The sequence below is a fragment of the Nocardioides humilatus genome (assembly GCF_008373755.1).
GTDB lineage: Bacteria > Actinomycetota > Actinomycetes > Propionibacteriales > Nocardioidaceae > Nocardioides > Nocardioides humilatus.
On sequence record NZ_VUJV01000001.1, the window covers coordinates 1,327,116 to 1,347,929 of the forward strand.

Here is a 20,814-nt window from a genome sequence, read left to right on the forward strand (position 1 = left end):
TGTGCCGAGGCGCTACTAGGGAGTCTCAGCAGGAGCGTCGATCGTCCGGATCGGGCCCTTGAACCAGTTCTTGGCCGACACCTCCCACCAGACCGTGATCCCGACCAGCACGGCGATCAGGACGATCGGCGAGTAGTTCACCGACTTCCAGCTGAAGTCGTCGCTGAACGGGTTGCCCGCCGACACGTTCGGCAGCATCAGGAAGAGCGACACGACGATGATCTCAGCGACAGCGACCGGGTTCATCCACTTGTACTTCGAGCCGTTGTTCCACTCGCCGACCTCGAAGTTCTCCCCGTGCTTCCAACGCAGGTAGATCGGGATGGCGAAGGAGAGGTAGAGGCCGAGGACCGCGATCGAGGTGACCGCGAAGAAGGCGATCGGGTAGGCCACGCCGGCGATGTCGACTTCGATGAGAGCCGGGAGCGTGAGCAGCGCAGCCACCACGGCGACCAGCATGACCGCCTTGGCCGGAACCCGCGCCGCCGAGAGCTGCGACCAGTGCTTCGAACCGGGCACGGCACCGTCCCGGCTGAACGCGTAGGTCATCCGGGAGGACGACGTCATGCACGACACCGCGCAGAACAGCTGGCCTGCGGCCGAGATGAGCAGGACCGTGCCCGCCCAGTTTGCGCCGAGCGCCGCGTTGAAGATCGGCGCGACACCGCCCGACCCCAGCGTGTTGTCTGGGTTGCCGTCGGGGCCGTTCGGCACGGCGAAGACGACGCACAGCAGCAGGATGTAGCCACCGACCGCCGAGTAGAGGATCGACTGCCAGATCCCCTTGGCCGCCCCCATCGACGCGCCCTTGGTCTCCTCGCTCAGGTGAGCGCAGGCGTCGAACCCGGTGATCGTGTACTGCGTGAGCAAGAAGCCCATCGGGATCACGACGAAGAAGAAGAGCAGGCCCGAGTTGGACGTTCCGTGCCCGGTTGCGTTGATCCGCTCGGTGAAGACGTAACTGAAGCTCTGGTGCGTGTCGGGCACGAACAGCAGGATCAGGACGATCGCGGCAGCACCTGCCACGTGCCACCACACCGACACGTTGTTCATGATCGCCATCAGGTGACCGCTGAAGATGTTGAGCACAGCCGCGATGCCGAGCACCACGACGAAGATGATGAAGACCCGGGTGAGCGAGTAGTCGGCCGCGTAGGAGTCCGAGAAGGTGCTGATCGTCAGGTCGATGAAGGTCGCACACCCATAGGAGACACCGGCGGTCACCGCGACCAGACCGACCAGGTTGAGCCAGCCGGTGTAGAAGCCCGCCTTCGGACCACCGAGCTTGGACGCCCACCAGTAGATGCCGCCCGACGTCGGGTAGGCCGACACCAGCTCCGACATCGTGAAGCCGATGATCAGGATGAAGATGCTGACCAGCGGCCAGGACCAGGAGATCGACACCGGCCCGCCGGCGTACCAAGCGACACCGAAGTTCGTGAAGCAGCCCGCCAGGATCGAGATGATCGAGAAGGAGATCGCGAAGTTCGAGAAGCCGGACCAGCTGCGGGACAGGTCCTGGCTGTAGCCCATCTCGGCCAGACGCTGGGCGTCGGCGTCCATCTTCGGGTCATCCGTGGTGCTCATGACATCTGCCTCATTTCACCGGAGCCGGGGGTGGCGTCAGTGTGGTGTGGGCCACACAATGCTGTCAATGGCATGACCTTAGACCTTTAAAGCCGACATCCGCGGGAGGCTGCACACGTGACGTGGCGCGACATCGTCGACCAGATCGCGTGGCTGCGCGCGACGACCTACGAGGTCGAGGAGCTCACCGGCGGGCTGACCAACGTCAACCTCAAGGTGACCCACCCCGGTGGCACGTGCGTCGTACGCGTGGCACAGCCGGGGAGCGAGCTGCTGGCCATCGACCGCGACCACGAGCACCACAACTCGGTGGCCGCGGCGACCGCCGGGGTCGGCGCAGGGGTGATCGACTACCTCCCCGACGCCGGCCTGATGGTCGTGGAGTACGTCGACGGGCGCACCTTCACCGACGACGACCTGCGCTCGGGCGACCATCTTGGCCGGGTGGCCGCAGCGGTCCGGCAGCTGCACGGCGGTCCGCGGTTCGAGGGTGACTTCGACATGTTCACCCTCCAGCCGACGTACCTCTCGATCGTCACCGAGCGCGGCTTCCGGCTCCCCCACCGCTACCTCGACTTCGCACCGCAGGTGGAGCGGATCCGGCGGGCGTTCGCGGTGCGCGCGGAGCCGACGGTGCCGTGCAACAACGACCTGCTGGCCGGCAACCTCATCGACGACGGGGCGAAGATCTGGCTGATCGACTACGAGTACTCCGGCAACAACGAGGCGACCTTCGAGCTCGGCAACCTCTGGAGCGAGGCCGGGCTGACCCTCGACCAGCTGGAGGAGCTGATGGCGGCCTACGACGGCGCGGTGCACCGGCACCGCGTCGCCCGCGCCCGACTGTGGGGTCTGATGGCCAAGTACGGATGGACCCTGTGGGGATCGATCCAGGACTCGGTGAGCACCTTCGACTTCGACTTCTGGGGGTGGGCGATGGAGAAGTACGACCGCGCGGTGGCCGAGTTCGACGGCCCCGACTTCGACCGGCTCCTCGACGAGGCGGCCGGCGATGCCTGAAGCGACGACTGACCCGCACCTCCCCGCCCGCGCCCAGGTCGTGATCATCGGCGGGGGCGTCATCGGGACGAGCGTCGCCTACCACCTCACGAAGCTCGGCTGGACCGACGTGCTCCTCATCGAGCAGGGCCGCCTCTCCTCGGGCACGACCTGGCACGCCGCCGGGCTGGTCGGCCAGCTCCGCGCGTCGGAGAGCGGCACCCGGCTGGTGCAGTACTCGACCCGGCTCTACGCCGAGCTCGAGGCCGAGGTCGGGCTGTCCACGGGCTACAAGCGGTGCGGCGGGGTCACCGTCGCCCGCACCGAGGACCGGATGACCCAGCTCCGACGCACGGCGGCGAGCGCCGACGCCTACGGGCTCGAGTGCACCCTGCTCACCCCCGACGAGGCACGCGAGCGCTACCCGGTCATGCAAGTCGACGACCTGGTCGGTGGGATCTGGCTGCCGGGCGACGCCACGGCCAACCCGACCGACCTGACCCAAGCGCTGGCGAAGGGAGCTCGACAGCGCGGAGCCCGGATCGTCGAGAAGGTCCGCGTGCTCGACGTGCTCCTCGACGCGACCGGGTCGGCGACCCGGGTGCGCACCGACGCCGGCGACGTCGAGGCCGACGTGGTCGTCAACTGCGCGGGCCAGTGGGCCAAGCAGGTCGGTGCCATGGCCGGGGTGACCGTGCCGCTGCACTCCGCGGAGCACTTCTACGTCGTGACCGAGCCGTTCGCGGGCGTGAGTCCCGACCTGCCGATCCTGCGCGACCCCGACGGCTACACCTACTTCAAGGAGGAGGTCGGCGGGCTGGTCGTCGGCGGGTTCGAGCCGGAGGCGAAGCCGTGGGTGTCGCCCGACCAGATCCCCTACCCCTTCGAGTTCCAGTTGCTCGACGAGGACTGGGAGCACTTCTCGGTGCTGATGGAGAGCGCGCTGCTCCGGATCCCCGCGCTGCGCGAGACCGGGATCCGCAAGTTCTACAACGGGCCGGAGAGCTTCACCCCCGACAACCAGTTCATCCTCGGACTCGCGCCGGGCACCCGAAACTTCTACGTCGGCGCCGGCTTCAACTCGGTGGGCATTGCGTCGGCCGGCGGCGCGGGGAAGGCACTCGCCGAATGGATCGTCGCGGGCGAGCCGACCTCGGACCTCACCGCCGTCGACATCCGACGCTTCGCCCGGTTCAACGGCAACAACCGCTGGCTGCGTGACCGGGTGGGCGAGGTGCTCGGCCTGCACTACGAGATCTCCTGGCCCAACCGCGAGATGCGGACGGCGCGCCCGTTCCGACGCTCGCCGCTCCACCACGTGCACGAGGCCTCCAACGCGAGCTTCGGCAGCAGGATGGGCTGGGAGCGGCCGAACTTCTTCGCCCCGCCCGGCTCCTCACCCGCGATCACCTACACGTGGGCGAAGCCCGACTGGCTGCCGTGGGTCGCGGCCGAGCACGCCAACACCCGCAGCAACGTCACGGTCTTCGACCAGACGTCGTTCTCGAAGTACCTCGTGGTGGGACCCGACGCCGAGCGCGCGCTCCAGTGGCTCTGCACGGGCAACGTTGCGGTGCGACCGGGGCGAACCGTCTACACGGGGCTGCTCAACGCGCGGGGCACCTACGAGTCCGACGTCACGGTCACCCGCCTCGCGCCCGACGAGTACCTCGTCGTCAGCAGCGCCGCCACGACCGAGCGCGACCAGGACCACCTGCGACGCAACCTCCCGGACGGCAGCGCGGTCGCGGTGGTCGACGTGACGTCGTCGTACGCCGTGCTCGGGGTGATGGGGCCGCGCTCGCGCGACCTGTTGTCGCGGCTGACCGGCGCCGACCTGTCCGGCACGGCCTTCCCGTTCGGCACGAGCCGCGAGATCGATCTTGGTCACGCCACCGTGCGCGCGACCCGGATCACCTACGTCGGCGAGCTCGGCTGGGAGCTCTCCGTGCCGACCGAGTTCGCGGTCGGCGTGCACGAGGACCTGATGGCCGCAGGCGCGGACCTCGGCGTCGCTGGCGGCGGCTACTACGCGATCGAGTCACTGCGGCTCGAGAAGGGATACCGCGCGTTCGGCCGCGAGCTCACGCCCGACTACACACCGGTCGACGCCGGCCTGCTCTTCGCCTGCAAGCTGAGGACGGACATCCCGTTCCTCGGCCGCGATGCGGTGGAGAAGGCTCGGGCAGCGGGGCCTCGGCGCAAGCTCGTCTCGTTCACCGTGGGCGACTCCGACGCGATGCTCTGGGGCGGCGAGCTGGTGCTGCGGGACGGGGTGCCCGCCGGTCAGGTGACCTCGGCGTCCTGGGGAGCCACCGTCGGCGCGGCCGTCGGTCTCGCCTACCTCTGGGACCCGATCGGCCGCCCGATCGATGCCGAGTGGGTCCGGTCCGGGACCTACGAGGTCGCGGTCGGCGCCGACCTGCTCCCCGTCTCGGTGTCACTGCGGCCGGTCGTCGATCCGGACGGTCTGCGCATCAAGGCCTGAGCCGCTGCGCCTCCGCACCGATCGTGGTGTCCTCGCCGTGGCCGGTGTGCACCACCGTGCCCGCGGGCAGCTCGAAGAGCTGCGCCCGGATCGACGCCTCGAGCGTGGGCCGGTCGCTGAAGGAGCGACCCGTCGCTCCCGGCCCGCCGTGGAAAAGCGTGTCGCCGGTGAAGACGCAGCCGAGGTCGGGCGCGGAGAGGCACACCGCTCCGGGCGCGTGACCAGGCGTGTGCAGCACGTGCAGCGTCGTGCCGGCGACGTTGATCTCCATGCCGTCGGACAGGTCCACGTCCCAGAGGTACGCCGACACGTCGTCCGGGCCGCCATGGGCCAGCTCCCAAAGCGGCCGGTCGGCGGGGTGCAGCAGGATCGGCGCGGAGGTGGCCTCGCGCAGCGCGGGCGCGACCCGGCAGTGGTCGTCGTGGGCGTGCGTGAGCACGATCGCGCGCACCTTGCGGTCACCGACGACGGCGAGGATGTCCGCGACCGAGTGCGGTGCATCGATCACCACGCACTCGGTGTCGTCGCCGACCACCCAGATGTTGTTGTCGACGTCGAAGGTCTCGCCGTCGAGGCTGAAGGTGCCGCTGCTGACAGCGTGGTCGACCCGCAGGGTCACAGGACCACCACCGAGCGGAGTACGTCGCCGTGGTGCATCCGCTCGAAGGCAGCCTCGATGTCGCCGATCCCGATCTCCTCCGAGACGAAGGCGTCGAGGTCGAGGCGACCCTGCAGGTAGAGGTCGACGAGCAGGGGGAAGTCGCGGGTGGGGAGGCAGTCGCCGTACCAACTGGACTTGAGCGCTCCGCCGCGGCCGAACAGGTCGATCAGCGGGAGGTCGGGCACCTTCATGTCCGGCGTCGGTACGCCGACCAGCACCAGCACGCCGGCCAGGTCGCGGGCGTAGAAGCCCTGCTTCCAGGTCTCCGGTCGACCGACTGCCTCGATGACGACGTCGGCGCCGTCGGCGCCCGCGTAGGTCTCGGCGCAGATCCGCTTGATCTCCTCGACCGGGTCGGACTGGGACGAGTCGACGGTGTGCGTGGCGCCCATCTTCCGCGCCGCCTCGAGCTTTTTCGCGTCGATGTCGACGGCGATGATCGGGCTGGCTCCGGCAAGCGCGGCGCCCGCGATGGCGGCCACGCCGACGCCGCCGCAGCCGATGACCGCGATGCTCTTGCCCCGGGTCACCGCGCCGGTGTTGATCGCGGCGCCGATGCCGGCCATCACGCCGCAGCCCAGCAGGCCGACGGCCGCCGGCCGAGCCGCCGCGTCGACCTTCGTGCACTGACCGGCCGCGACCAGGGTCTTCTCCGCGAACGCGCCGATCCCCAGCGCCGGCGACAGCTCGGTGCCGTCCTCGAGCGTCATCTTCTGCGTCGCGTTGTGGGTGTTGAAGCAGTAGTGCAGGTCGCCGCGCTTGCAGGCGCGGCACTCACCGCAGACCGCACGCCAGTTGAGGACGACGAAGTCGCCCGGCGCCACCCCTGTCACGTCGGGGCCGACGGCCTCGACGATGCCCGAGGCCTCGTGTCCCAGCAGGAACGGGAAGTCGTCGTTGATGCCGCCCTCCCGGTAGTGCAGGTCGGTGTGGCAGACCCCGCAGGTCAGGACCTTCACGACCGCCTCACCCGGGCCGGGATCCGGGACGTTGATCGTCACGACCTCGACCGGCGCGCCCTTCGCTCGAGCGACCACTGCCTTCACCTGTTGCACGGCTGACTCCTTCTCCTGGGGACCGGTGGCCAGCCTGCCAGGAACCCGGTCACCCGAGGCGGGAACTGAGGGGCCGGTCGGCTGCATCTAGGTATCGAAATGCGTAGTCCTCCCGTGTCGGACCCGTAGCCCCGAGTCCTTCACTGGAGGCATCGCTCCAGCTCCCAGAACGAGGAAGGCGAGTCACCATGAACACCACCATCGAACCCAGCGGCACCATGGCGATGACCGCCCAGCTCCGGCTCCGCCTGCTCGACCTGGCCCGCCGCCAGGAGGAGCTCGCCGCCAACGAGGCCGCCGCGACGCCGTACTGGATGCCGCAGCCGGCCACCGTCCACGGCCACCGCAACGCCGCCGACGCGCTGCGCGCCGAGGCCGACCGCCTGCTGGCAGCGAGCTGAGGAGCGGTCATGACCTGGCACACCGCAACCGTCCCGGCCTCCGGCCTCGCCACGCTGCTCGCGAAGATCCGGAGTGCCGGCGGCACCATCGCCTGCTCGCTGCCGGGCGTCGACGGCATACGCGTCACCTGGACGACGGTGTCGTCCGACTCCTCCGAATGAGTCGCGGCCTCCGTCTCGCCCGGGTCGCCGTCGCCGCAGCCGCGGCCATCGCCTGTACGGCGTGCTCCGGGACGCGGGCCACGCAACCGGAGGAGGACCCCACCAAGGCGGCCAACGGGGCACGGCGAAGCGACGACCGGTCGACCGCAGGCTCTGACCGACTGGGTTCGCTGCGCGACCGGGTCGAGGACATCGTCGCCGCGACGGGGATCGACCTGGGCGCCGCGCAGAACGTCCGCCCGGTCGGCTCCTTCAGCGACGCGGTGGGCGCCTACCGCTTCACCCCGACCGGCGGCGGTCGCGTGACGCCGGACCCGGCGTGGGTGCAGGCGCACATCGTCACCGCCACGGTGCCGATCCTCGGCACGGTCACCTGCAACCGCGCGATGGTGCCGCAGTTGCGGGCCGCACTCGCGGAGATCCAGGCCACCGGCCTGGCCGGCGAGATACACCCCGACGAGTACGCCGGCTGCTACTACCCGCGCTACATCGCCGGCACCCGGCGGCTGTCCAACCACGCCTTCGGCCTGGCGCTCGACCTCAACGTGCCCGGCAACCAGCGCGGCACCGTCGGGCAGATGTCCCGGGCGGTCGTCGCCGTCTTCAAGCGGTGGGGCTTCGCCTGGGGTGGCGACTGGGGCTACACCGACCCCATGCACTTCGAGCTCGAGCGGGTCGTCGCTCCGGGCTGAGACCGCCTCTCGCATCTTTTTGAGATACGACATCGCGACAACCTATGTACAAGTGTCGTATCGCGGCGTAGCGTTGCCCGCACCACTTGTCGCAAGGCTGCGACGCGATTTCGGAAGGCAGACATGAGCAACACGAAGACCCTGTTCTCGGAGCGGAGCCAGCGGCTGATCCTGTGGTGGGGGATCGGACTCGCCGTGATCTACGGCGTCTGCCTGATCTTCCTGTTCGACATGGTGCCGCCGCCGAGCGCCGAGTGGTCTCCCGAGCAGGTCGCGGCGTTCTACCAGGAGCACGGCACCCGGATCCGCTGGGGCTCGGTCATCTGCGGGTGGACCAGCGCCTTCATGATGCCGATCCTCGCCGTGGTCACGATGCAGATGGCGCGCGTCGAGACCGGGGGCGCCAAGATCTGGAGCGCGCTCTCCTTGGTGAGCGGCGCGATGATGTCGCTCTTCCTCGCCCTGCCGCCCATCTTCTGGGGAGTCGCAGCCTTCAACGCCGACCGCGGCGACGAGATCACCGCGATGATGCACGAGCTCGGCCTGCTCACCCTGACGACGACCGACCAGTACTACATCTTCATGTGGGTCGGCGTGACCGTCCTTGCCCTCCGCCCGGCCACCCAGCTGGTCAAGCACAACCCGTTCCCGCGCTGGTGGGGCTACCTGTCGCTGTGGATCACCGTGATGTTCGAGGCGGGCGCGTTCGCGTTCATCCCGAAGACCGGACCGCTGTCGTGGAACGGCCTCCTGGTCTTCTGGTCGCCGCTGTCGCTGTTCGGCGTCTGGATCACCATCCAGAGCTGGTTGGTCTTCCGCGCCCTGCGCGGCCAGGTCGCCGACAAGCAAGCGGCGACCGAAGCGGAGACCGCCGCCGAGCTCGAAGCCGTGCTGCTGTGACGAGCGACGTGATCGACGCCCCCGCTTCCCCCGCCACCGCGCCGGGGAAGAAGCGCCGGATCCCCGGCGAAGAAGGCACCTGGATCTTCATCTTCGGCGACATGTGCGTCTTCGCCGTCTTCTTCTGCGTCTACCTCAGCGCTCGGATGGCCGACCCGGCCGGCTTCGCCCACGACCAGGCCGAGCTCAACCAGAACTTCGGCGCGATCAACACGGTCCTGCTGCTGGTCAGCTCGCTCCTCGTGGTCCTCGCGACCCGCGCGGTCCACTCCCCTGCCCTGAAGCGTCACGCACCCCGACTCCTTGCCGGAGCCTGGCTGTGCGGCGCCGGCTTCCTGGGCATCAAGGCCCTCGAGTACGCCGAGAAGGTCCACCACGGCATCACGCCGCAGACCAGCGACTTCTTCATGTACTACTTCGTGCTGACCGGGCTGCACGCCTTCCACCTGGTGCTCGGTCTCGCGATGTTGACGGTGCTCATCCGCTTCGCGAGCAAGCCGGAGATGTCCCGCGGGCAGTTCATCTTCTTCGAGGGCGGCGCGTGCTTCTGGCACATGGTCGACCTGCTGTGGCTCGTCCTCTTCCCCCTGATCTTCCTGGTGCGGTGACCCGATGACCTCTTTGACCTCTCTCGCCTCGTCCCGCACGCCGGCTGACCTGCTGCGGACCTCCGCCACAGCGGTGTGGATCTTCCTCGTCGTCGCCACCGTGACCTCGTGGGCCCTCGGGACCGACCATGCGTTCGTCGACAACACCACGGCAGCCAGCGTCGTCGTACTGCTCCTCGCCTTCGTGAAGGTGCGGTTCGTCGGGCTCTACTTCATGGAGCTCAAGGACGCCCCGCTCCCCTTGCGCGCGCTGATCGAGGCGTGGTGCCTGATCGTTTGCGCGCTGACCGTCGGCTTCTTCCTCGCCGGGTGAGCACCACCAGCGCCGACCTGCGCGCCGGCCGGACTAGCCTTCGGCCCATGGACGAACCCGCTGCCAGCCTGGCGCGCGCGGCCCGGGAGGTGTTCGCCCGCTACGGAGTGGCCCGGGCGACGATGTCCGACGTGGCCAAGGCCGCCGGCGTCGTACGCCAGACGGTCTACAACACCGTCACCGGGCGCGACCACCTCATCGAGCTGGCGATCGTCCAGTGCTGCGAGGAGCTGCAGGAGCGGCTCGACGCCGCCACGGCCGAGGACCCCGACGATCTCGACGAGGCCCTGCTCGCCTTCTTGTGCCGCGCGGTCGAGATGACGGCCGCCCACGGCGAGCTCGCCGATCTGATGGCCGCTCTTCCCGAGGACCGGGTGCGCGAGATCTTCGGGCAGTCGCACCCTGTCGAGGAGCTCATCAAGGCCAGCCTCCGCCCGCTCCTGGAGCGCGCACTCGCGGACAGCCGGCTCCGCCCGGGAGTGACGATCGAAGATACGAGTCGCTGGCTCCAGGGAGTCCTCACCTTCGCCCTGCTGCAGGAGGCCGCCGACCCGGAGACCCGCCGGCGCCACCTGCGGACCTTCGCCCTGCCCTCAGTGCTTGTGCCCGGGGCCAAGGGCGCCTACTCTTAGAGAGTAGATACTCTCTAAGATTTGAGGAGCCCGATGGATCCCCACGCCGTCTTCGACGCGCTCGACGACAACATGGTGCCGGTCTTCACCCTGGCCACGCTCGCCATGATCGGGAACTACATCTGGTTCGCCGGCGCGATCGCGGCCCAGAAGCGGGACAAGGTCTACGCGATCCCGCTGTTCTTGACCTTCTTCTGGTTCGCCCACGACTCGTCCTACGTCTTGCACTACGACCGCTGGTTCAACCAGTACGACCACTGGTTCCCCCAGCTGTTCTGGGCGCTGATCATCGTCACGGTCGCCTTCGAGATCTACTACATGAGCCAGACCCTGCGCCTGGGCCACCGCGAGCTCGCCGCCGGGCTGACCGTCACCCAGTTCCGGGCCGGGTTCTTCCTGTGCCTCGCCGCGATGTACGTCGCCTGGCTGTGGCTCCAGCAGTCGATGCAGGACCCCATCTACCTCGACATCTTCGCCCTCACGGTCCTCAGCTATCCGTGCCTCGCCATCGCGATGATGCTGCGCCGAGGCGACCGTCGCGGGTTCAACGCGACAATGTGCGCCGGCTTCCTGATGATGACCGTCTGCTACTTCACCGCCTCGACATTCTTCTTCGGTCCCTACTTCCAGCGCTGGGAGTACGCCGCGGTCGGCATCGCCTCACTGACCTGCGGCATCGCGATGACCTGGGTCTACCGGCAGCTGCCGCCCGCACCCTCGACGACCGCCGTTCCCGCCGAGCGCACCGAGGTCGCTGCATGAACGCCCGTACCGGCCTCGCCGTGCACCGGCTGACTCTGGGCACCGTTGCCGTCCTCGCGCCACGCCTCGCCGGCCGCCTGTTCGGCCTCGACTTCGCGACGCACACCGTCGGAGCCGAGCTCACGCGCCTGATGGCGTCGCGCAACATCCTGCTCGGCCTCGGCCTGCTGCTCGACGGCGGACCGCGGATGGTGCAGCTCAATCGCGCGGTCGACCTGATCGATCTCGCCACCGTGGCGGACGAGACCCGCCGGCGATCGATCCCGACCCAGGCGACGATCATCGGCGGCATCACGGCGGGCAGCGCCGCGGCGCTCGGGTGGACGGCGGCGCCGTAGGGTGACGGCGTGACGAGCGCCGTACCCGCCACCCCGCGCCGCCCCCGCCGCAGCTCGGCCGAGGTCCGCGAGCTGATCCTGGGCGCAGCGGCCGAGCTCTTCGCCGAGAAGGGGTTCGCCGCGACCACGACCCGCGAGATCGCCGAGCGCGCCGAGGTGCGCGAGACGACGATGTTCCGGATCTACGAGTCCAAGGAGCACCTGTACGACGAAGCCGTGCTCCGGCCCTTCACGGACTTCCTCGACACCTTCACCGAGCGTTGGATGGCGACCGAGGCGCCCGTCGGCCACCCCTCCGAGGTGCTCGAGCAGTTCGTGACCGAGCTGCACGACCTCGTCTCGGCCAACCGCGCACTGATCGCCGCCCTCGACTGGAACCAGGCGGCGGCCGCGCACACCCAGGCCTCCCTCGACCACCTGGAGTCGGTCGGCCGGGCCATCGCCGAGCGCTACGACCTCGACTTCGACGTACCTGTCGCGATCCGGATCGCGACCGCGTCCGTCGTGGCGACCACCCTCCTCGAGGACACGCTCTTCCCGCCCGAGCAACGGGGCGAGCGGCTTCGCGCCGAGCTGATCCGCATGCTCGTGGGAGCCACGCTCCACCGGGACCGTTGACGTCACACTAGAGAGTGATTACTCTCTAGTGTATGACGACCCTGATCGCCCCCGGCGGCGTGGATGCCGCGCACGCCACCACGTCCCGCTTCATCCAGAAGGCGTGCATCTGGTGCGGCCCCGTGATGGGCCTGCTGTTCGTCATCGGCTTCCTGATCGCCGGCTTCTTCCCGCCGCCGTCTCCGAACCAGTCCGCAGCCGAGGTCGCGGCGATGATCGGGCGCGACCGCGACGCGATCCGGATCGGCATCGTGATCTGCCTGGCCTCCTGCGGCCTGCTGATGCCGTTCATGACGGCCTTCACGATCCAGATGAAGCGGATCGAGGGCAGCCGGCCGATCCTGGCCTACACGCAGCTGGCCCTGGCGACGATGGCCACGATCGAGTTCGTCATCCCCTACGTTTTCATGCTGGTGTCGACGTACCGGCCGGAGGCGCACCCCGACGTGACGCGCGCCCTCTTCGACCTGAGCTGGTTCTTCTTCCTCGGCGTGATCTGCACCTTCGTCATCCAGCTGGCGATCTTCGGGGTCGTGATCCTGATGGACCGCCGCGAGCAGCCGATCTTCCCGCGCTGGCTCGGCTACACGAACCTCTGGCTCTCGCTGATGTTCACCCCGGCCAGCTTCATCGTCTTCTTCAAGACCGGCCCGTTCGCGTGGAACGGCGTGTTCGTGTGGTGGGTGCCGGTGACCGCGTTCCTCGTCTGGTTCCTGCCGAACTTCGTGATGCTGCTCCGCGCGGTGGACGCCGACGACCTCGCCTGAGGCCGCTCAAGCCGGCTCGGTGCCCTCGGCGATCTGGCGGGTCAGCCTCTGGTGCACGCAGTAGGTCGACGCGAGGATCCACACCGCGTAGGTGACCAGCGGCACCCAGATCCCTATGATCCCGTTCCACGCGAATGCTCCGTCCTTGAAGAACAGGACGAGTCCCGCAGGAAGGATCAGGAACGACTCCCAGAGCGAGAGGTAGCCGTACCAACGCGGCAGGACGGGGGCCTCGGAGCGGTCCAGCAGCACGCCCGCACCGATCGCCACCAACTGGACCCACAGGGACCAGATGACCGTCATGAACAGGATCCAGCCGACGTCGTGGATCGCTCGCGTCATGTCGACCGGTCGGTCGTCGGCCCGGTAGGCGGCCCCCATCCACACCCCGATCGGCGTGATGAACTCCAGCGACAACAGCGCGCACGAGACCATCTGGACGTCACCGAGCGCTTTAGCGCCGTTGATCCGCTTGAGCTGGCCGGACACCGCGACCCCGAACGGCACCAGCAGGGCGGAGCCGAACATCGAGATGACCAGACCGAGCCTGATCGCCGTCGGGTTGTCGGTGTACATGTCCGCGATCGCCTGCGCACTCGCCTGCGGGTCGGACGGCGGGAGGAACCCCGCGATGATCAGGAACGCCCCGATCCACATCGCCATCATCAAGGGGCCCGACCAGATCAGGACCCGCTGGACGCGAGCTTCCACCTCACACCGCCTTCACGAGAGAGCGCTCGTCAGCCTCGCTGCGCGCGGCATGCCGGAGCATCAGGTGGGCCATGACGAAGAGCCAGGCCACGAAGGCCGTCACCGGGAGGAAGAAGCCCACCGCTCCGTTCCAGGCGAACGGCCCGGTCTTGAAGAACACGGCCAAGCCGCCACCGGCGCCGGACAGCGCGATCCACAGGTTGAGGTAGCCGGCCCAGCGCGGCCACACCGGGTCCTTCGAACGGTCGAGGAACGACGCGATCGCGACGCAGCCGAGCTGGAACACGTACGCCGGGAAGACCATCACGAAGGTGAGCCACCCGAAGTCGAAGAGCATCTGCACGCTCTCCTCGCTCAGCTCCTCACGGAACGTCGCGACGATCCAGAGCATGCTGCACAGCTGGAAGTAGACGACGAGCAGCGTGGCTCCCCCGAACTGGATCAGCGCGAGGATCGGGAGGCCTCGCTCGATGCGAGCTTCACGTTCGATGCGCGCGATGTGCGCAGAGATGACCGCGAAGAACGGGAAGAGCAGTGTGCTGAACACCAGGGAGAGCACCATGCCCACCCGGATCGCGAAGCGGTTCTCGTCGAAGAGCGTGGCCACCTCGTGGGCCGACAGCGCTGGGGACGGTGGCGGCACGAACTCGGCGATGCCCATGAAGGCGACCAGGTAGAGCACCAGGAAGGCGGGGCCGCTCCAGACGGCGGCCTTCTGGACGGTCACCCGACCAGCACCTCATCGGCAGCGTCGACCTGCGCCGCCTTCAGGCGGTTGATCGACTGGAGCGTCGTCACCGACATCGTGACCATCCAGCCGAAGAAGATGAAGAACGGCATCCAGAACGCGCCCACGCCGTCGTAGGCGAACAGACCGCGGTGGAAGAAGGCGATCAGGCCGGCCGGGAAGATGAGGATCGCGCACCAGAAGTTGAGGTAGGCGACCCAGCGGGGGTAGATCGTCGGAATGCCCCGGTCCTTCAGGATCGCGACGCCGATGATGATCATGAAGACCGCGAACGGCGGCCAGGTGAAGAGGAAGTCGAACCAGACCCAGTCGTTCATGATCTGCATGAGCTCGGGGTCGAGCGTCTCGGGCCGGAACGCGATGACCGCCCAGGTCATCGGGATCAGGATGAAGAAGACGTAACCACCGCCGTTGAGAGCGATCGAGCAGTAGGTGAGGATCGGGAAGGACCCCTCCGCCCTGCGAATCAGGACCGTGATCGCCATCGACCAGGTCGCCCAGAACGACCAGGCCATGCACTGGATGAGGCAGCCGAGGCGGATCTCGCCCTTGCGCTCGATGAATCGGTCCGCGAGCTCCTTCGCCGACAGGTCGGGCGAGGGCGGCGGGATGAAGTGCATCAGTGCGCCCTGGGCGATGACCATCGCGACGATCAGGACGATGCCCGACCAGACGGCGGCCTTCATCAGGCCGGAATCGATGCCGATCTTCTGTGCCATTTCAGTACTCCACGATTCAGGGACCGGAGCGCGGCAACGCTGGCCCGATGCAAGTAAGTGGTACTAACTTAGATGCCGATCCATGTTTTTGGAACACTAAGGCTCTAAATATTTCTCTGAGGTTGCGGGTGCAGCCGTAAGGTGACCAGCAACGAGACCGAGAGGGTGGCCGATGAGCACGAGCGGAGCAGCCGCCCGCCGAACCAGACGGAGCCCTGACGAGGTGCGGGCGCTCGTTCTGAGGGCCGCGCACGACCTCTTCACCTCCCAGGGCTACCAGGCGACCAGGACGCGACAGATCGCCGAGCGGGCGCAGGTCGCCGAGCCCGTGATCTTTCGGCACTTCGGCTCCAAGGCGGAGATCTTCGAGATCTCGCTCCTCACCCCGTTCACCGAGTTCGCGAACGCCTGGGCGGCCTCATGGGAGGAGGATCCGCTCGAGTCGGCCGACGAGTACGAGATGACCCGGACGTTCGTCGAGGGCTTCTACAAGCTCACGGTGGAGCACCAGGAAGTGCTGCGCACGCTGATGTCGGCGCGCGCCGCAGGCGGGGACGACGCTTTGGTCGAGGTCGCGAACCGGGTCGTCGAGCAGCTCGGGGCGCTCCTCACCCTCATCCGCTCGCTCCTGGAGAAGCACGCTGCCGCCCGCGGCTGGGGGACGCTGGACTCCCCCGTCACCGTCGCTGTCGCCCTCGGGTCGATCCTGTCCGTCGTGCTCTTCGACGACTGGATCTTCCCGGCCGGACAGCCCCGACCGGGTCGCGCTCGCGAGATCGAGGAGCTCACGCAGATGCTGCTGCGCGGAGTGGCGCACCGCCCCGCTCCTGCAAGCCGATCGACGCAGCGTCCCTGACCTCAGTACGAACGCGGCAGACCCAGGCTGTGCTCGGCGACGAAGTTGAGGATCATCTCCTTGGAGACCGGCCCCATGTTGAGCATCCGGACGATCCAGAAGTACGTCGCCAGCTGGTACTCCTTCGACACCCCGTTGCCACCGTGGATTCCGATGGCGGCGTCGAGCGCCTGCAGACCGGACTCCGCGCCGAGGTACTTGGCGATGTTGGCGAGCTCGCCGACCTCGTTGCCCGCGTCGTAGAGCCGGCAGGCCTTGTCGGTCATCTCGATGGCCGCCGTCAGGTGGAGGTGCGCCGAGGCCAACGGATGAGCGACGGCCTGGTGCGCCCCGATCGGGACGTCCCACACCTGTCGCGCCTGGGCGTAGTCCACGGCCTTGGCCAAGGCGTAGCGCCCAATGCCGGTGCAGATCGAGCTCGTCAGGATCCGCTCGGTGTTCATCCCCGTGAACGCGACCGCGAGACCGCGGCCCTCCTCGCCGACTCGGTCGGAGACGGGCACCCGGACGTCGTCGAAGTGGAGCTGCCAGCTCAACTCAGGCTGGTTCATCACCGTGGGGATCCGGGTCTTCGTCAGGCCCGCCGCATCGGCATCCACGACGAACACCGACAGCCGCCCGCGGCCGGTGTGCTCGTCGGTGCCAGTGCGGGCGACGACCATGATCTTCGAGGCGGACTCGACCCCGGTGATGTAGACCTTCTGACCCCGGAGGACGTAGGAGTCGCCGTCGCGGGTCGCCGCGGTCGCGATCCGGTGCGCGTTGGATCCCGCGTCCGGCTCGGTGATCGCGAAGGACCACCGCTCCCGGCCAGAGGCGATGGCCGGGAGCCATCGCGCCTTCTGCTCCTCCGATGCGCTCCGGTCGAGGATCGTGCCGGTGACGCCCGGCGAGAAGAGGATCGACAGGGCCGGGACGCCTGCCAGGGCCGTCTCCTCGACCACGATCGCGATCTCCCGGAGTCCGGCGCCCCCGCCGCCGTACTGCTCGGGCAGGTGGACACCGAGGAAGCCGCCCTCGCCGAGCGCCGCCCACAGTTCGGCGGCGTTGCCCCCGCTGTCGACCTGGGCCTGGAAGTAGTCCGGCCCGAAGGAACGGGCGAGCCGCCCCACGGCATCCCGCAGGGCGGCGTCGTCGCTGGTCACACCAGCGCCAGTTCGTCCTTCGGGTCCGACTCCTGCTCCAACCCTTCGTAGTACAGCTTCTCCGCCTTGATCGCCCGGTAGAACTGCCACCAGGTGACGAGCAGGAACGGCACGTAGGAACCCACCGGCAGGTAAAACCCGATCGCTCCGTTCCAAGCGAAGGGGCCGGAGAAGAAGAAGATCGCCAAGATGCCCGTCGATCCGACGACGGCCATCCAGAGGTTGAGGTAGTAGAACCAGCGCGGGAAGACCTGGGGCCCGCGCTGCTGCGACAGCCCGGCCGCGCCGAGACAGATCAGCTGCATGCTGAAGGCCGGGAAGAAGAGCAGGAACTCGATCCACGTCATGTCGCTGATCAGCTGGACCAGCTCGGGCGACCGGTCGGCGCGGTAGTAGGCGCCTGCCCAGAAGATGAACGGCAGGATGAAGGCGACCGCGTTCACGCAGCCGGCGACCAGCGAGAGGATCGACCACACCGGAAACCGGCGGCCCTCCTCCATCCGCGCGATCTGGATGGCCACCAGCGTCGACCACGGGATCAGCAGCGTGCTGCCGAGCAGGCCGACGACGATGCCCATCTTCACGAGGTTGAGGTGGTCGCCGTACTTGGCCATGAGCTCGGCGCCGGTCAGCTCCGGCGACGGCGGCGGGATGAAGCCCGACAGCGGGGCAAGCCCCACGAAGAACAGCACGCCGAAGCCGATGCCGCAGGCCCAGAGTCCCAGCTGAACCCGATGGTGGACGAACTGTGTAGGTGCCATGACTGTCCTCGTGTGCTCGGTGATGCGCGATGGAATCCGGCGACACCTCCCCCGCTCCGAGGAGGTGCCGCCGGCGTCAGGTGCCGCCGTCGGTCAGCGGAAGTCCATCCAGTGGCCGTGCGGGGTCCAGCCGATCTGGAAGGGGAGCTCGATCCGGCAGATCGGGCCGTCGCTCACGTCGTCGGTGTCGAAGATGAGGTACTCACCGCGCTTGTCGGCCCACCAGGAGACCGGCACGATGATGTAGCCGTCGCCCTCGGGCGAGTCGATCTTGCGCGGCGCGAAGGTCGCCTCGAGCACGGCAGCCGGCTCGTTGTCGCGGATCTGGTAGGTCGACTCCGACAGCGTCTTCATGTTGGTGACGGTCAGGTTGTTCATCTTCATGCCGGAGCGCTTGACCACGCCGCCGACCTGGTAGCCCCACTCGTAGCCCTTGCCGTAGAACCGCTCGTCGACCTTCGGCAGCTCCGAGGGCCGGTCCGAGAGCTGCTCGGACTTGGCCGCCCCGGTCTCGAGGTTGATCGTCCAGCGGCCGAGGTTGCTCTTGGCGATCGAGAAGAACAGTGCGATGTCGTCGCCCGCTGCGAAGTCCTGCTCGAAGGGGAACGGCGGCCGGTTGAAGATCGGGCCGTCGAGCTGGAGCTCGTTGCCGACCACGTTGGCCGACATCGTGTGCATGATGTATTGCGCCGGCAGGTCGGTCTTGATCCAACGGATCTCGCCGTGCAGGTCGTGGCGCGGGATGAGCCCGATGATGATCGGGAGCTCGGGGTTCCACTCCCAGATGTTCAGGTCCTTCTCGAAACGCTTCTTGTCGGCGAGGAAGGGCTGGAACGGCATGACGACCCACTCCGGCGTGAGCCAGATGTCGTGCGCCACCGTGTTGTACGGCGCGTCCCACAGCTCACGCGTGTCGACGGTGCCGTCGGGGCTGACGTAGTGCATGACCACGTACGGCGCCTCGTCGCTGTAGGTCCAGCCGTAGAGGACGCCGGTGTCCGGGTCCCACTTCGGGTGCGCGGAGAAGGTGGCGTCGCCGTACGCCGCCGGGGTGTGCAGCCCGGAGGTCAGCTTCGGCGACCACGGCACGATGCCGCGGGTCTCCAGGGTGATCGGGTCGATGGCGATCGGCGGACCGCCCTGCTCGCTCGCGGCGAGCATCTCGCCGGCGAAGGGGAAGACGTTGATGTTGGCGACACCACGGGAGATGCCCTGGTTGCCGAGGTCACGCTTGACCTCGCCGTAGGCCGTGTCGCGCCAGTCGCCGAAGCCGCCGTCCTGCCACTCGAACATGCCCTGCTTCCGGGCCTCCTCGAGGACGTACTTCGGGGTGCGCACCCAGCGGTTCTTGAAGTTGGCGACGCCGTCCTCGAACGTGATCGCCTGGACCATGCCGTCCATGCTGAGCAGCGGGTTGGTCCCCTGCTTGGTGGGCCGCTTCCAGGTCGGACCGACCCGGTAGAAGCCACCGGCCAGGTCCTTCGGGATCTCACCGTGGGTGACGATGCACTCGTCCACAGTGGCCTCGAACCGCATGGGCTGGAAAGGCCCACGCAGCGAGTTCTCCGTCGGGAGGTTGTAGCTCATCGCTGCTCCTTGTGTCGGTCAGCTCAGCTGGCGATGAAGAGGATCTGCTCGCGGTCGTACTCGTGACCGGGGTGCTCCTCGGCGAGGTGGCTCTGGGCCTGCTTCACCAAGTCGTCCTCATCCGCCGCTGCGATGCGGTGACCGCACGGACACGTCAGTCGGGTCTTCATCACGGACACCACCCTTCGCTGGCCTGTCATGTTTCTGAATCTGTCTGTCTCAATTTAGTTGCAGGCCGCTCTCCGGTCAAGCGGAAACAAGCCACGGAGTGGGCAGTCGGTTGACGAGACGCGGCTCACAGGGTTTTATTAAGACGGCTAGGTTCATAAATGACAAGGGGGCCACCATGGGCGTCGAGATCAAGATCGAGCACCTCACCAAGAGCTTCGGTCGGCAGACGATCTGGGGCGACGTGTCCTTCACGCTGCCCGCCGGAGAGATCTCGGTCATGCTCGGTCCCTCGGGCACCGGCAAGTCTGTGCTGCTCAAGACGCTGATCGGTCTGCTCAAGCCCGACCACGGCTCGGTGATGATCGAGGGCACCGACATCGCTGCCTGCAGCCGGGCCGAGCTCTACGAGATCCGCCAGCTCTTCGGCGTCCTCTTCCAGGACGGCGCGATGTTCGGCTCGATGAGCCTCTACGACAACGTCGCCTTCCCGCTGCGGGAGCACACCAACAAGGGCGAGACCGAGATCCGCGGGATCGTCATGGAGAAGATGGAGCTCGTCGGCCTGCTCGGCGCAGAGACGAAGCTCCCCGGCGAGATCTCCGGTGGCATGCGCAAGCGCGCCGGCCTCGCCCGCGCCCTGGTGCTCGACCCCGAGGTCCTGCTGATCGACGAGCCCGACTCCGGCCTCGACCCGGTGCGCACCTCGTTCATCAACCAGCTCTTCGTCGACCTCAACGCGCAGATCGACGCCACCTTCCTGATCGTCACCCACGACATCCACACGGCGCGCACGGTGCCCGACAACATCGGCCTGCTCTACCACCGCCACCTCGCGATGTTCGGTCCCCGCGAGATGCTGCTGAGCTCCGAGGAGCCGGTCGTGCGGCAGTTCCTCAACGCCCAGCGGGTCGGCCCGATCGGGATGTCGGAGGAGAAGGACGCCGACGAGCTCGCGGCCGAGGTCGGCATGGACCTTCCGCCCCTTCCCCCGATCCCGCTCCAGCTCGAGCCCTCCAACGGGATTCCGCGCCGCAGCCAGCGCCGGCCCGGCGAGTGGTGCCGCCAGAATGGGATCGTGCCCCCTCCCGGCTCGTTCACCGATTCGATCTCGCCCTCTGCGGTCGGCGTCTGAC

General features: G+C 68.0%; 25 protein-coding genes. 15 read left to right on the forward strand and 10 right to left on the reverse strand.

The annotated features are described in order from the left end of the window. Positions 1 to 15: 15 nt before the first annotated feature. On the reverse strand, positions 16 to 1,587 hold the full coding sequence (locus F0U44_RS06140; protein WP_149727306.1) for an amino acid permease: 1,572 nt from the start codon (positions 1,585 to 1,587) through the stop codon (positions 16 to 18). Between the two features lie 117 nt (positions 1,588 to 1,704). Between F0U44_RS06140 and F0U44_RS06145 the strand changes: the two genes are divergently transcribed. Further along, positions 1,705 to 2,607 carry a choline/ethanolamine kinase family protein gene (locus F0U44_RS06145; protein WP_149727307.1) on the forward strand — a complete coding sequence of 301 codons (903 nt, stop codon included), beginning with the start codon at positions 1,705 to 1,707 and terminating at the stop codon, positions 2,605 to 2,607. After that, a complete protein-coding gene (locus tag F0U44_RS06150; RefSeq protein ID WP_149727308.1) occupies positions 2,600 to 5,074 on the forward strand; it encodes a GcvT family protein in 2,475 nt (824 codons plus the stop codon). Before F0U44_RS06145 ends, F0U44_RS06150 begins: the two co-directional genes overlap by 8 nt. On the opposite strand, the gene F0U44_RS06155 is transcribed toward F0U44_RS06150, so the two are convergent. Both F0U44_RS06155 and F0U44_RS06160 read right to left on the reverse strand, forming a co-directional pair. Further along, a complete protein-coding gene (locus F0U44_RS06155; protein WP_149727309.1) occupies positions 5,064 to 5,693 on the reverse strand; it encodes an MBL fold metallo-hydrolase in 630 nt (209 codons plus the stop codon). The genes F0U44_RS06150 and F0U44_RS06155 overlap by 11 nt on opposite strands. Further along, complete coding sequence (locus F0U44_RS06160) at positions 5,690 to 6,790, reverse strand: S-(hydroxymethyl)mycothiol dehydrogenase (RefSeq protein WP_149727310.1); 1,101 nt, start codon at positions 6,788 to 6,790, stop codon at positions 5,690 to 5,692. The genes F0U44_RS06155 and F0U44_RS06160 overlap by 4 nt, the downstream gene beginning before the upstream one ends. A gap of 188 nt (positions 6,791 to 6,978) precedes the next feature. Between F0U44_RS06160 and F0U44_RS06165 the strand changes: the two genes are divergently transcribed. The 11 genes from F0U44_RS06165 (at position 6,979) to F0U44_RS06210 (ending at position 12,983) form a co-directional block, all read left to right on the forward strand. Beyond that, positions 6,979 to 7,191, forward strand: coding sequence for a hypothetical protein (locus F0U44_RS06165; RefSeq protein WP_149727311.1), 213 nt, complete (start codon positions 6,979 to 6,981; stop codon positions 7,189 to 7,191). A 9-nt stretch (positions 7,192 to 7,200) separates the two neighbouring features. Continuing rightward, a complete protein-coding gene (locus F0U44_RS22935; protein ID WP_188113340.1) occupies positions 7,201 to 7,353 on the forward strand; it encodes a hypothetical protein in 153 nt (50 codons plus the stop codon). Continuing rightward, positions 7,350 to 8,045: a M15 family metallopeptidase gene (locus tag F0U44_RS06170; RefSeq protein WP_149727312.1), complete on the forward strand. Its 696-nt coding sequence runs from the start codon at positions 7,350 to 7,352 to the stop codon at positions 8,043 to 8,045. Before F0U44_RS22935 ends, F0U44_RS06170 begins: the two co-directional genes overlap by 4 nt. Positions 8,046 to 8,168: 123 nt before the next feature. Beyond that, positions 8,169 to 8,945 carry a hypothetical protein gene (locus F0U44_RS06175; RefSeq protein WP_149727313.1) on the forward strand — a complete coding sequence of 259 codons (777 nt, stop codon included), beginning with the start codon at positions 8,169 to 8,171 and terminating at the stop codon, positions 8,943 to 8,945. Continuing rightward, the gene (locus tag F0U44_RS06180; protein WP_149727314.1) at positions 8,942 to 9,553 is read left to right on the forward strand and encodes a cytochrome c oxidase subunit 3; all 612 of its coding nucleotides are present in this window, start codon (positions 8,942 to 8,944) and stop codon (positions 9,551 to 9,553) included. Before F0U44_RS06175 ends, F0U44_RS06180 begins: the two co-directional genes overlap by 4 nt. Before the next feature lie 4 nt (positions 9,554 to 9,557). Beyond that, positions 9,558 to 9,866 carry a cytochrome C oxidase subunit IV family protein gene (locus F0U44_RS06185; protein ID WP_149727315.1) on the forward strand — a complete coding sequence of 103 codons (309 nt, stop codon included), beginning with the start codon at positions 9,558 to 9,560 and terminating at the stop codon, positions 9,864 to 9,866. Positions 9,867 to 9,913: 47 nt separating this feature from the next. Continuing rightward, entirely contained in the window at positions 9,914 to 10,498 is a 585-nt protein-coding gene (locus F0U44_RS06190) for a TetR/AcrR family transcriptional regulator (RefSeq protein ID WP_149727316.1), read from the forward strand. A 33-nt stretch (positions 10,499 to 10,531) separates the two neighbouring features. After that, on the forward strand, positions 10,532 to 11,260 hold the full coding sequence (locus tag F0U44_RS06195; RefSeq protein WP_149727317.1) for a hypothetical protein: 729 nt from the start codon (positions 10,532 to 10,534) through the stop codon (positions 11,258 to 11,260). Continuing rightward, complete coding sequence (locus tag F0U44_RS06200; RefSeq protein ID WP_149727318.1) at positions 11,257 to 11,598, forward strand: hypothetical protein; 342 nt, start codon at positions 11,257 to 11,259, stop codon at positions 11,596 to 11,598. Before F0U44_RS06195 ends, F0U44_RS06200 begins: the two co-directional genes overlap by 4 nt. Before the next feature lie 9 nt (positions 11,599 to 11,607). Continuing rightward, entirely contained in the window at positions 11,608 to 12,216 is a 609-nt protein-coding gene (locus F0U44_RS06205; RefSeq protein WP_149727319.1) for a TetR/AcrR family transcriptional regulator, read from the forward strand. Positions 12,217 to 12,248: 32 nt separating this feature from the next. Then, positions 12,249 to 12,983 (forward strand): hypothetical protein, encoded by a 735-nt coding sequence (locus F0U44_RS06210; RefSeq protein ID WP_149727320.1) that lies wholly within the window; start codon positions 12,249 to 12,251, stop codon positions 12,981 to 12,983. Positions 12,984 to 12,989: 6 nt separating this feature from the next. Here the strand turns inward: F0U44_RS06210 and F0U44_RS06215 are convergent, their stop codons facing one another. Genes F0U44_RS06215 through F0U44_RS06225 form a run of 3 tightly spaced genes read right to left on the reverse strand, consistent with a single transcriptional unit; the run spans position 12,990 to position 15,161 of the window. Further along, the gene (locus F0U44_RS06215) at positions 12,990 to 13,694 is read right to left on the reverse strand and encodes a hypothetical protein (RefSeq protein WP_149727321.1); all 705 of its coding nucleotides are present in this window, start codon (positions 13,692 to 13,694) and stop codon (positions 12,990 to 12,992) included. A gap of 1 nt (position 13,695) precedes the next feature. Continuing rightward, positions 13,696 to 14,421, reverse strand: a complete 726-nt coding sequence (locus tag F0U44_RS06220; RefSeq protein ID WP_149727322.1) for a hypothetical protein — start codon at positions 14,419 to 14,421, stop codon at positions 13,696 to 13,698. Next, positions 14,418 to 15,161, reverse strand: a complete 744-nt coding sequence (locus F0U44_RS06225; protein ID WP_149727323.1) for a hypothetical protein — start codon at positions 15,159 to 15,161, stop codon at positions 14,418 to 14,420. The genes F0U44_RS06220 and F0U44_RS06225 overlap by 4 nt, the downstream gene beginning before the upstream one ends. A 172-nt stretch (positions 15,162 to 15,333) precedes the next feature. On the opposite strand from F0U44_RS06225, the gene F0U44_RS06230 reads away from it, so the two are divergent. Next, on the forward strand, positions 15,334 to 16,017 hold the full coding sequence (locus F0U44_RS06230) for a TetR/AcrR family transcriptional regulator (RefSeq protein WP_149727324.1): 684 nt from the start codon (positions 15,334 to 15,336) through the stop codon (positions 16,015 to 16,017). 2 nt (positions 16,018 to 16,019) lie between these two features. Here the strand turns inward: F0U44_RS06230 and F0U44_RS06235 are convergent, their stop codons facing one another. The 4 genes from F0U44_RS06235 to F0U44_RS06250 form a co-directional block, all read right to left on the reverse strand. Beyond that, complete coding sequence (locus tag F0U44_RS06235; protein WP_149727325.1) at positions 16,020 to 17,162, reverse strand: acyl-CoA dehydrogenase family protein; 1,143 nt, start codon at positions 17,160 to 17,162, stop codon at positions 16,020 to 16,022. After that, entirely contained in the window at positions 17,159 to 17,923 is a 765-nt protein-coding gene (locus tag F0U44_RS06240; RefSeq protein ID WP_149727326.1) for a hypothetical protein, read from the reverse strand. Before F0U44_RS06240 ends, F0U44_RS06235 begins: the two co-directional genes overlap by 4 nt. Before the next feature lie 93 nt (positions 17,924 to 18,016). Next, positions 18,017 to 19,510 carry a carotenoid oxygenase family protein gene (locus F0U44_RS06245; RefSeq protein ID WP_188113341.1) on the reverse strand — a complete coding sequence of 498 codons (1,494 nt, stop codon included), beginning with the start codon at positions 19,508 to 19,510 and terminating at the stop codon, positions 18,017 to 18,019. A 23-nt stretch (positions 19,511 to 19,533) separates the two neighbouring features. Continuing rightward, on the reverse strand, positions 19,534 to 19,680 hold the full coding sequence (locus F0U44_RS06250; RefSeq protein ID WP_149727574.1) for a DUF1059 domain-containing protein: 147 nt from the start codon (positions 19,678 to 19,680) through the stop codon (positions 19,534 to 19,536). A gap of 176 nt (positions 19,681 to 19,856) precedes the next feature. On the opposite strand from F0U44_RS06250, the gene F0U44_RS06255 reads away from it, so the two are divergent. Then, a complete protein-coding gene (locus F0U44_RS06255; RefSeq protein WP_149727327.1) occupies positions 19,857 to 20,813 on the forward strand; it encodes an ABC transporter ATP-binding protein in 957 nt (318 codons plus the stop codon). Position 20,814 lies beyond the last annotated feature (1 nt).

Bases quoted from the DNA above. Each gene is read 5' to 3' on its own strand.
- F0U44_RS06245 (WP_188113341.1), bottom strand. From the start codon at position 19,510: ATGAGCTACAACCTCCCGACGGAGAACTCGCTGCGTGGGCCTTTCCAG.
- F0U44_RS06170 (WP_149727312.1), top strand. From the start codon at position 7,350: ATGAGTCGCGGCCTCCGTCTCGCCCGGGTCGCCGTCGCCGCAGCCGCG.
- F0U44_RS06195 (WP_149727317.1), top strand. From the start codon at position 10,532: ATGGATCCCCACGCCGTCTTCGACGCGCTCGACGACAACATGGTGCCG.
- F0U44_RS06225 (WP_149727323.1), bottom strand. From the start codon at position 15,161: ATGGCACAGAAGATCGGCATCGATTCCGGCCTGATGAAGGCCGCCGTC.
- F0U44_RS06190 (WP_149727316.1), top strand. From the start codon at position 9,914: ATGGACGAACCCGCTGCCAGCCTGGCGCGCGCGGCCCGGGAGGTGTTC.
- F0U44_RS06185 (WP_149727315.1), top strand. From the start codon at position 9,558: ATGACCTCTTTGACCTCTCTCGCCTCGTCCCGCACGCCGGCTGACCTG.
- F0U44_RS06200 (WP_149727318.1), top strand. From the start codon at position 11,257: ATGAACGCCCGTACCGGCCTCGCCGTGCACCGGCTGACTCTGGGCACC.
- F0U44_RS06240 (WP_149727326.1), bottom strand. From the start codon at position 17,923: ATGGCACCTACACAGTTCGTCCACCATCGGGTTCAGCTGGGACTCTGG.
- F0U44_RS06230 (WP_149727324.1), top strand. From the start codon at position 15,334: ATGAGCACGAGCGGAGCAGCCGCCCGCCGAACCAGACGGAGCCCTGAC.
- F0U44_RS06255 (WP_149727327.1), top strand. From the start codon at position 19,857: ATGGGCGTCGAGATCAAGATCGAGCACCTCACCAAGAGCTTCGGTCGG.
- F0U44_RS06210 (WP_149727320.1), top strand. From the start codon at position 12,249: ATGACGACCCTGATCGCCCCCGGCGGCGTGGATGCCGCGCACGCCACC.
- F0U44_RS22935 (WP_188113340.1), top strand. From the start codon at position 7,201: ATGACCTGGCACACCGCAACCGTCCCGGCCTCCGGCCTCGCCACGCTG.
- F0U44_RS06165 (WP_149727311.1), top strand. From the start codon at position 6,979: ATGAACACCACCATCGAACCCAGCGGCACCATGGCGATGACCGCCCAG.
- F0U44_RS06250 (WP_149727574.1), bottom strand. From the start codon at position 19,680: ATGAAGACCCGACTGACGTGTCCGTGCGGTCACCGCATCGCAGCGGCG.
- F0U44_RS06150 (WP_149727308.1), top strand. From the start codon at position 2,600: ATGCCTGAAGCGACGACTGACCCGCACCTCCCCGCCCGCGCCCAGGTC.
- F0U44_RS06140 (WP_149727306.1), bottom strand. From the start codon at position 1,587: ATGAGCACCACGGATGACCCGAAGATGGACGCCGACGCCCAGCGTCTG.
- F0U44_RS06175 (WP_149727313.1), top strand. From the start codon at position 8,169: ATGAGCAACACGAAGACCCTGTTCTCGGAGCGGAGCCAGCGGCTGATC.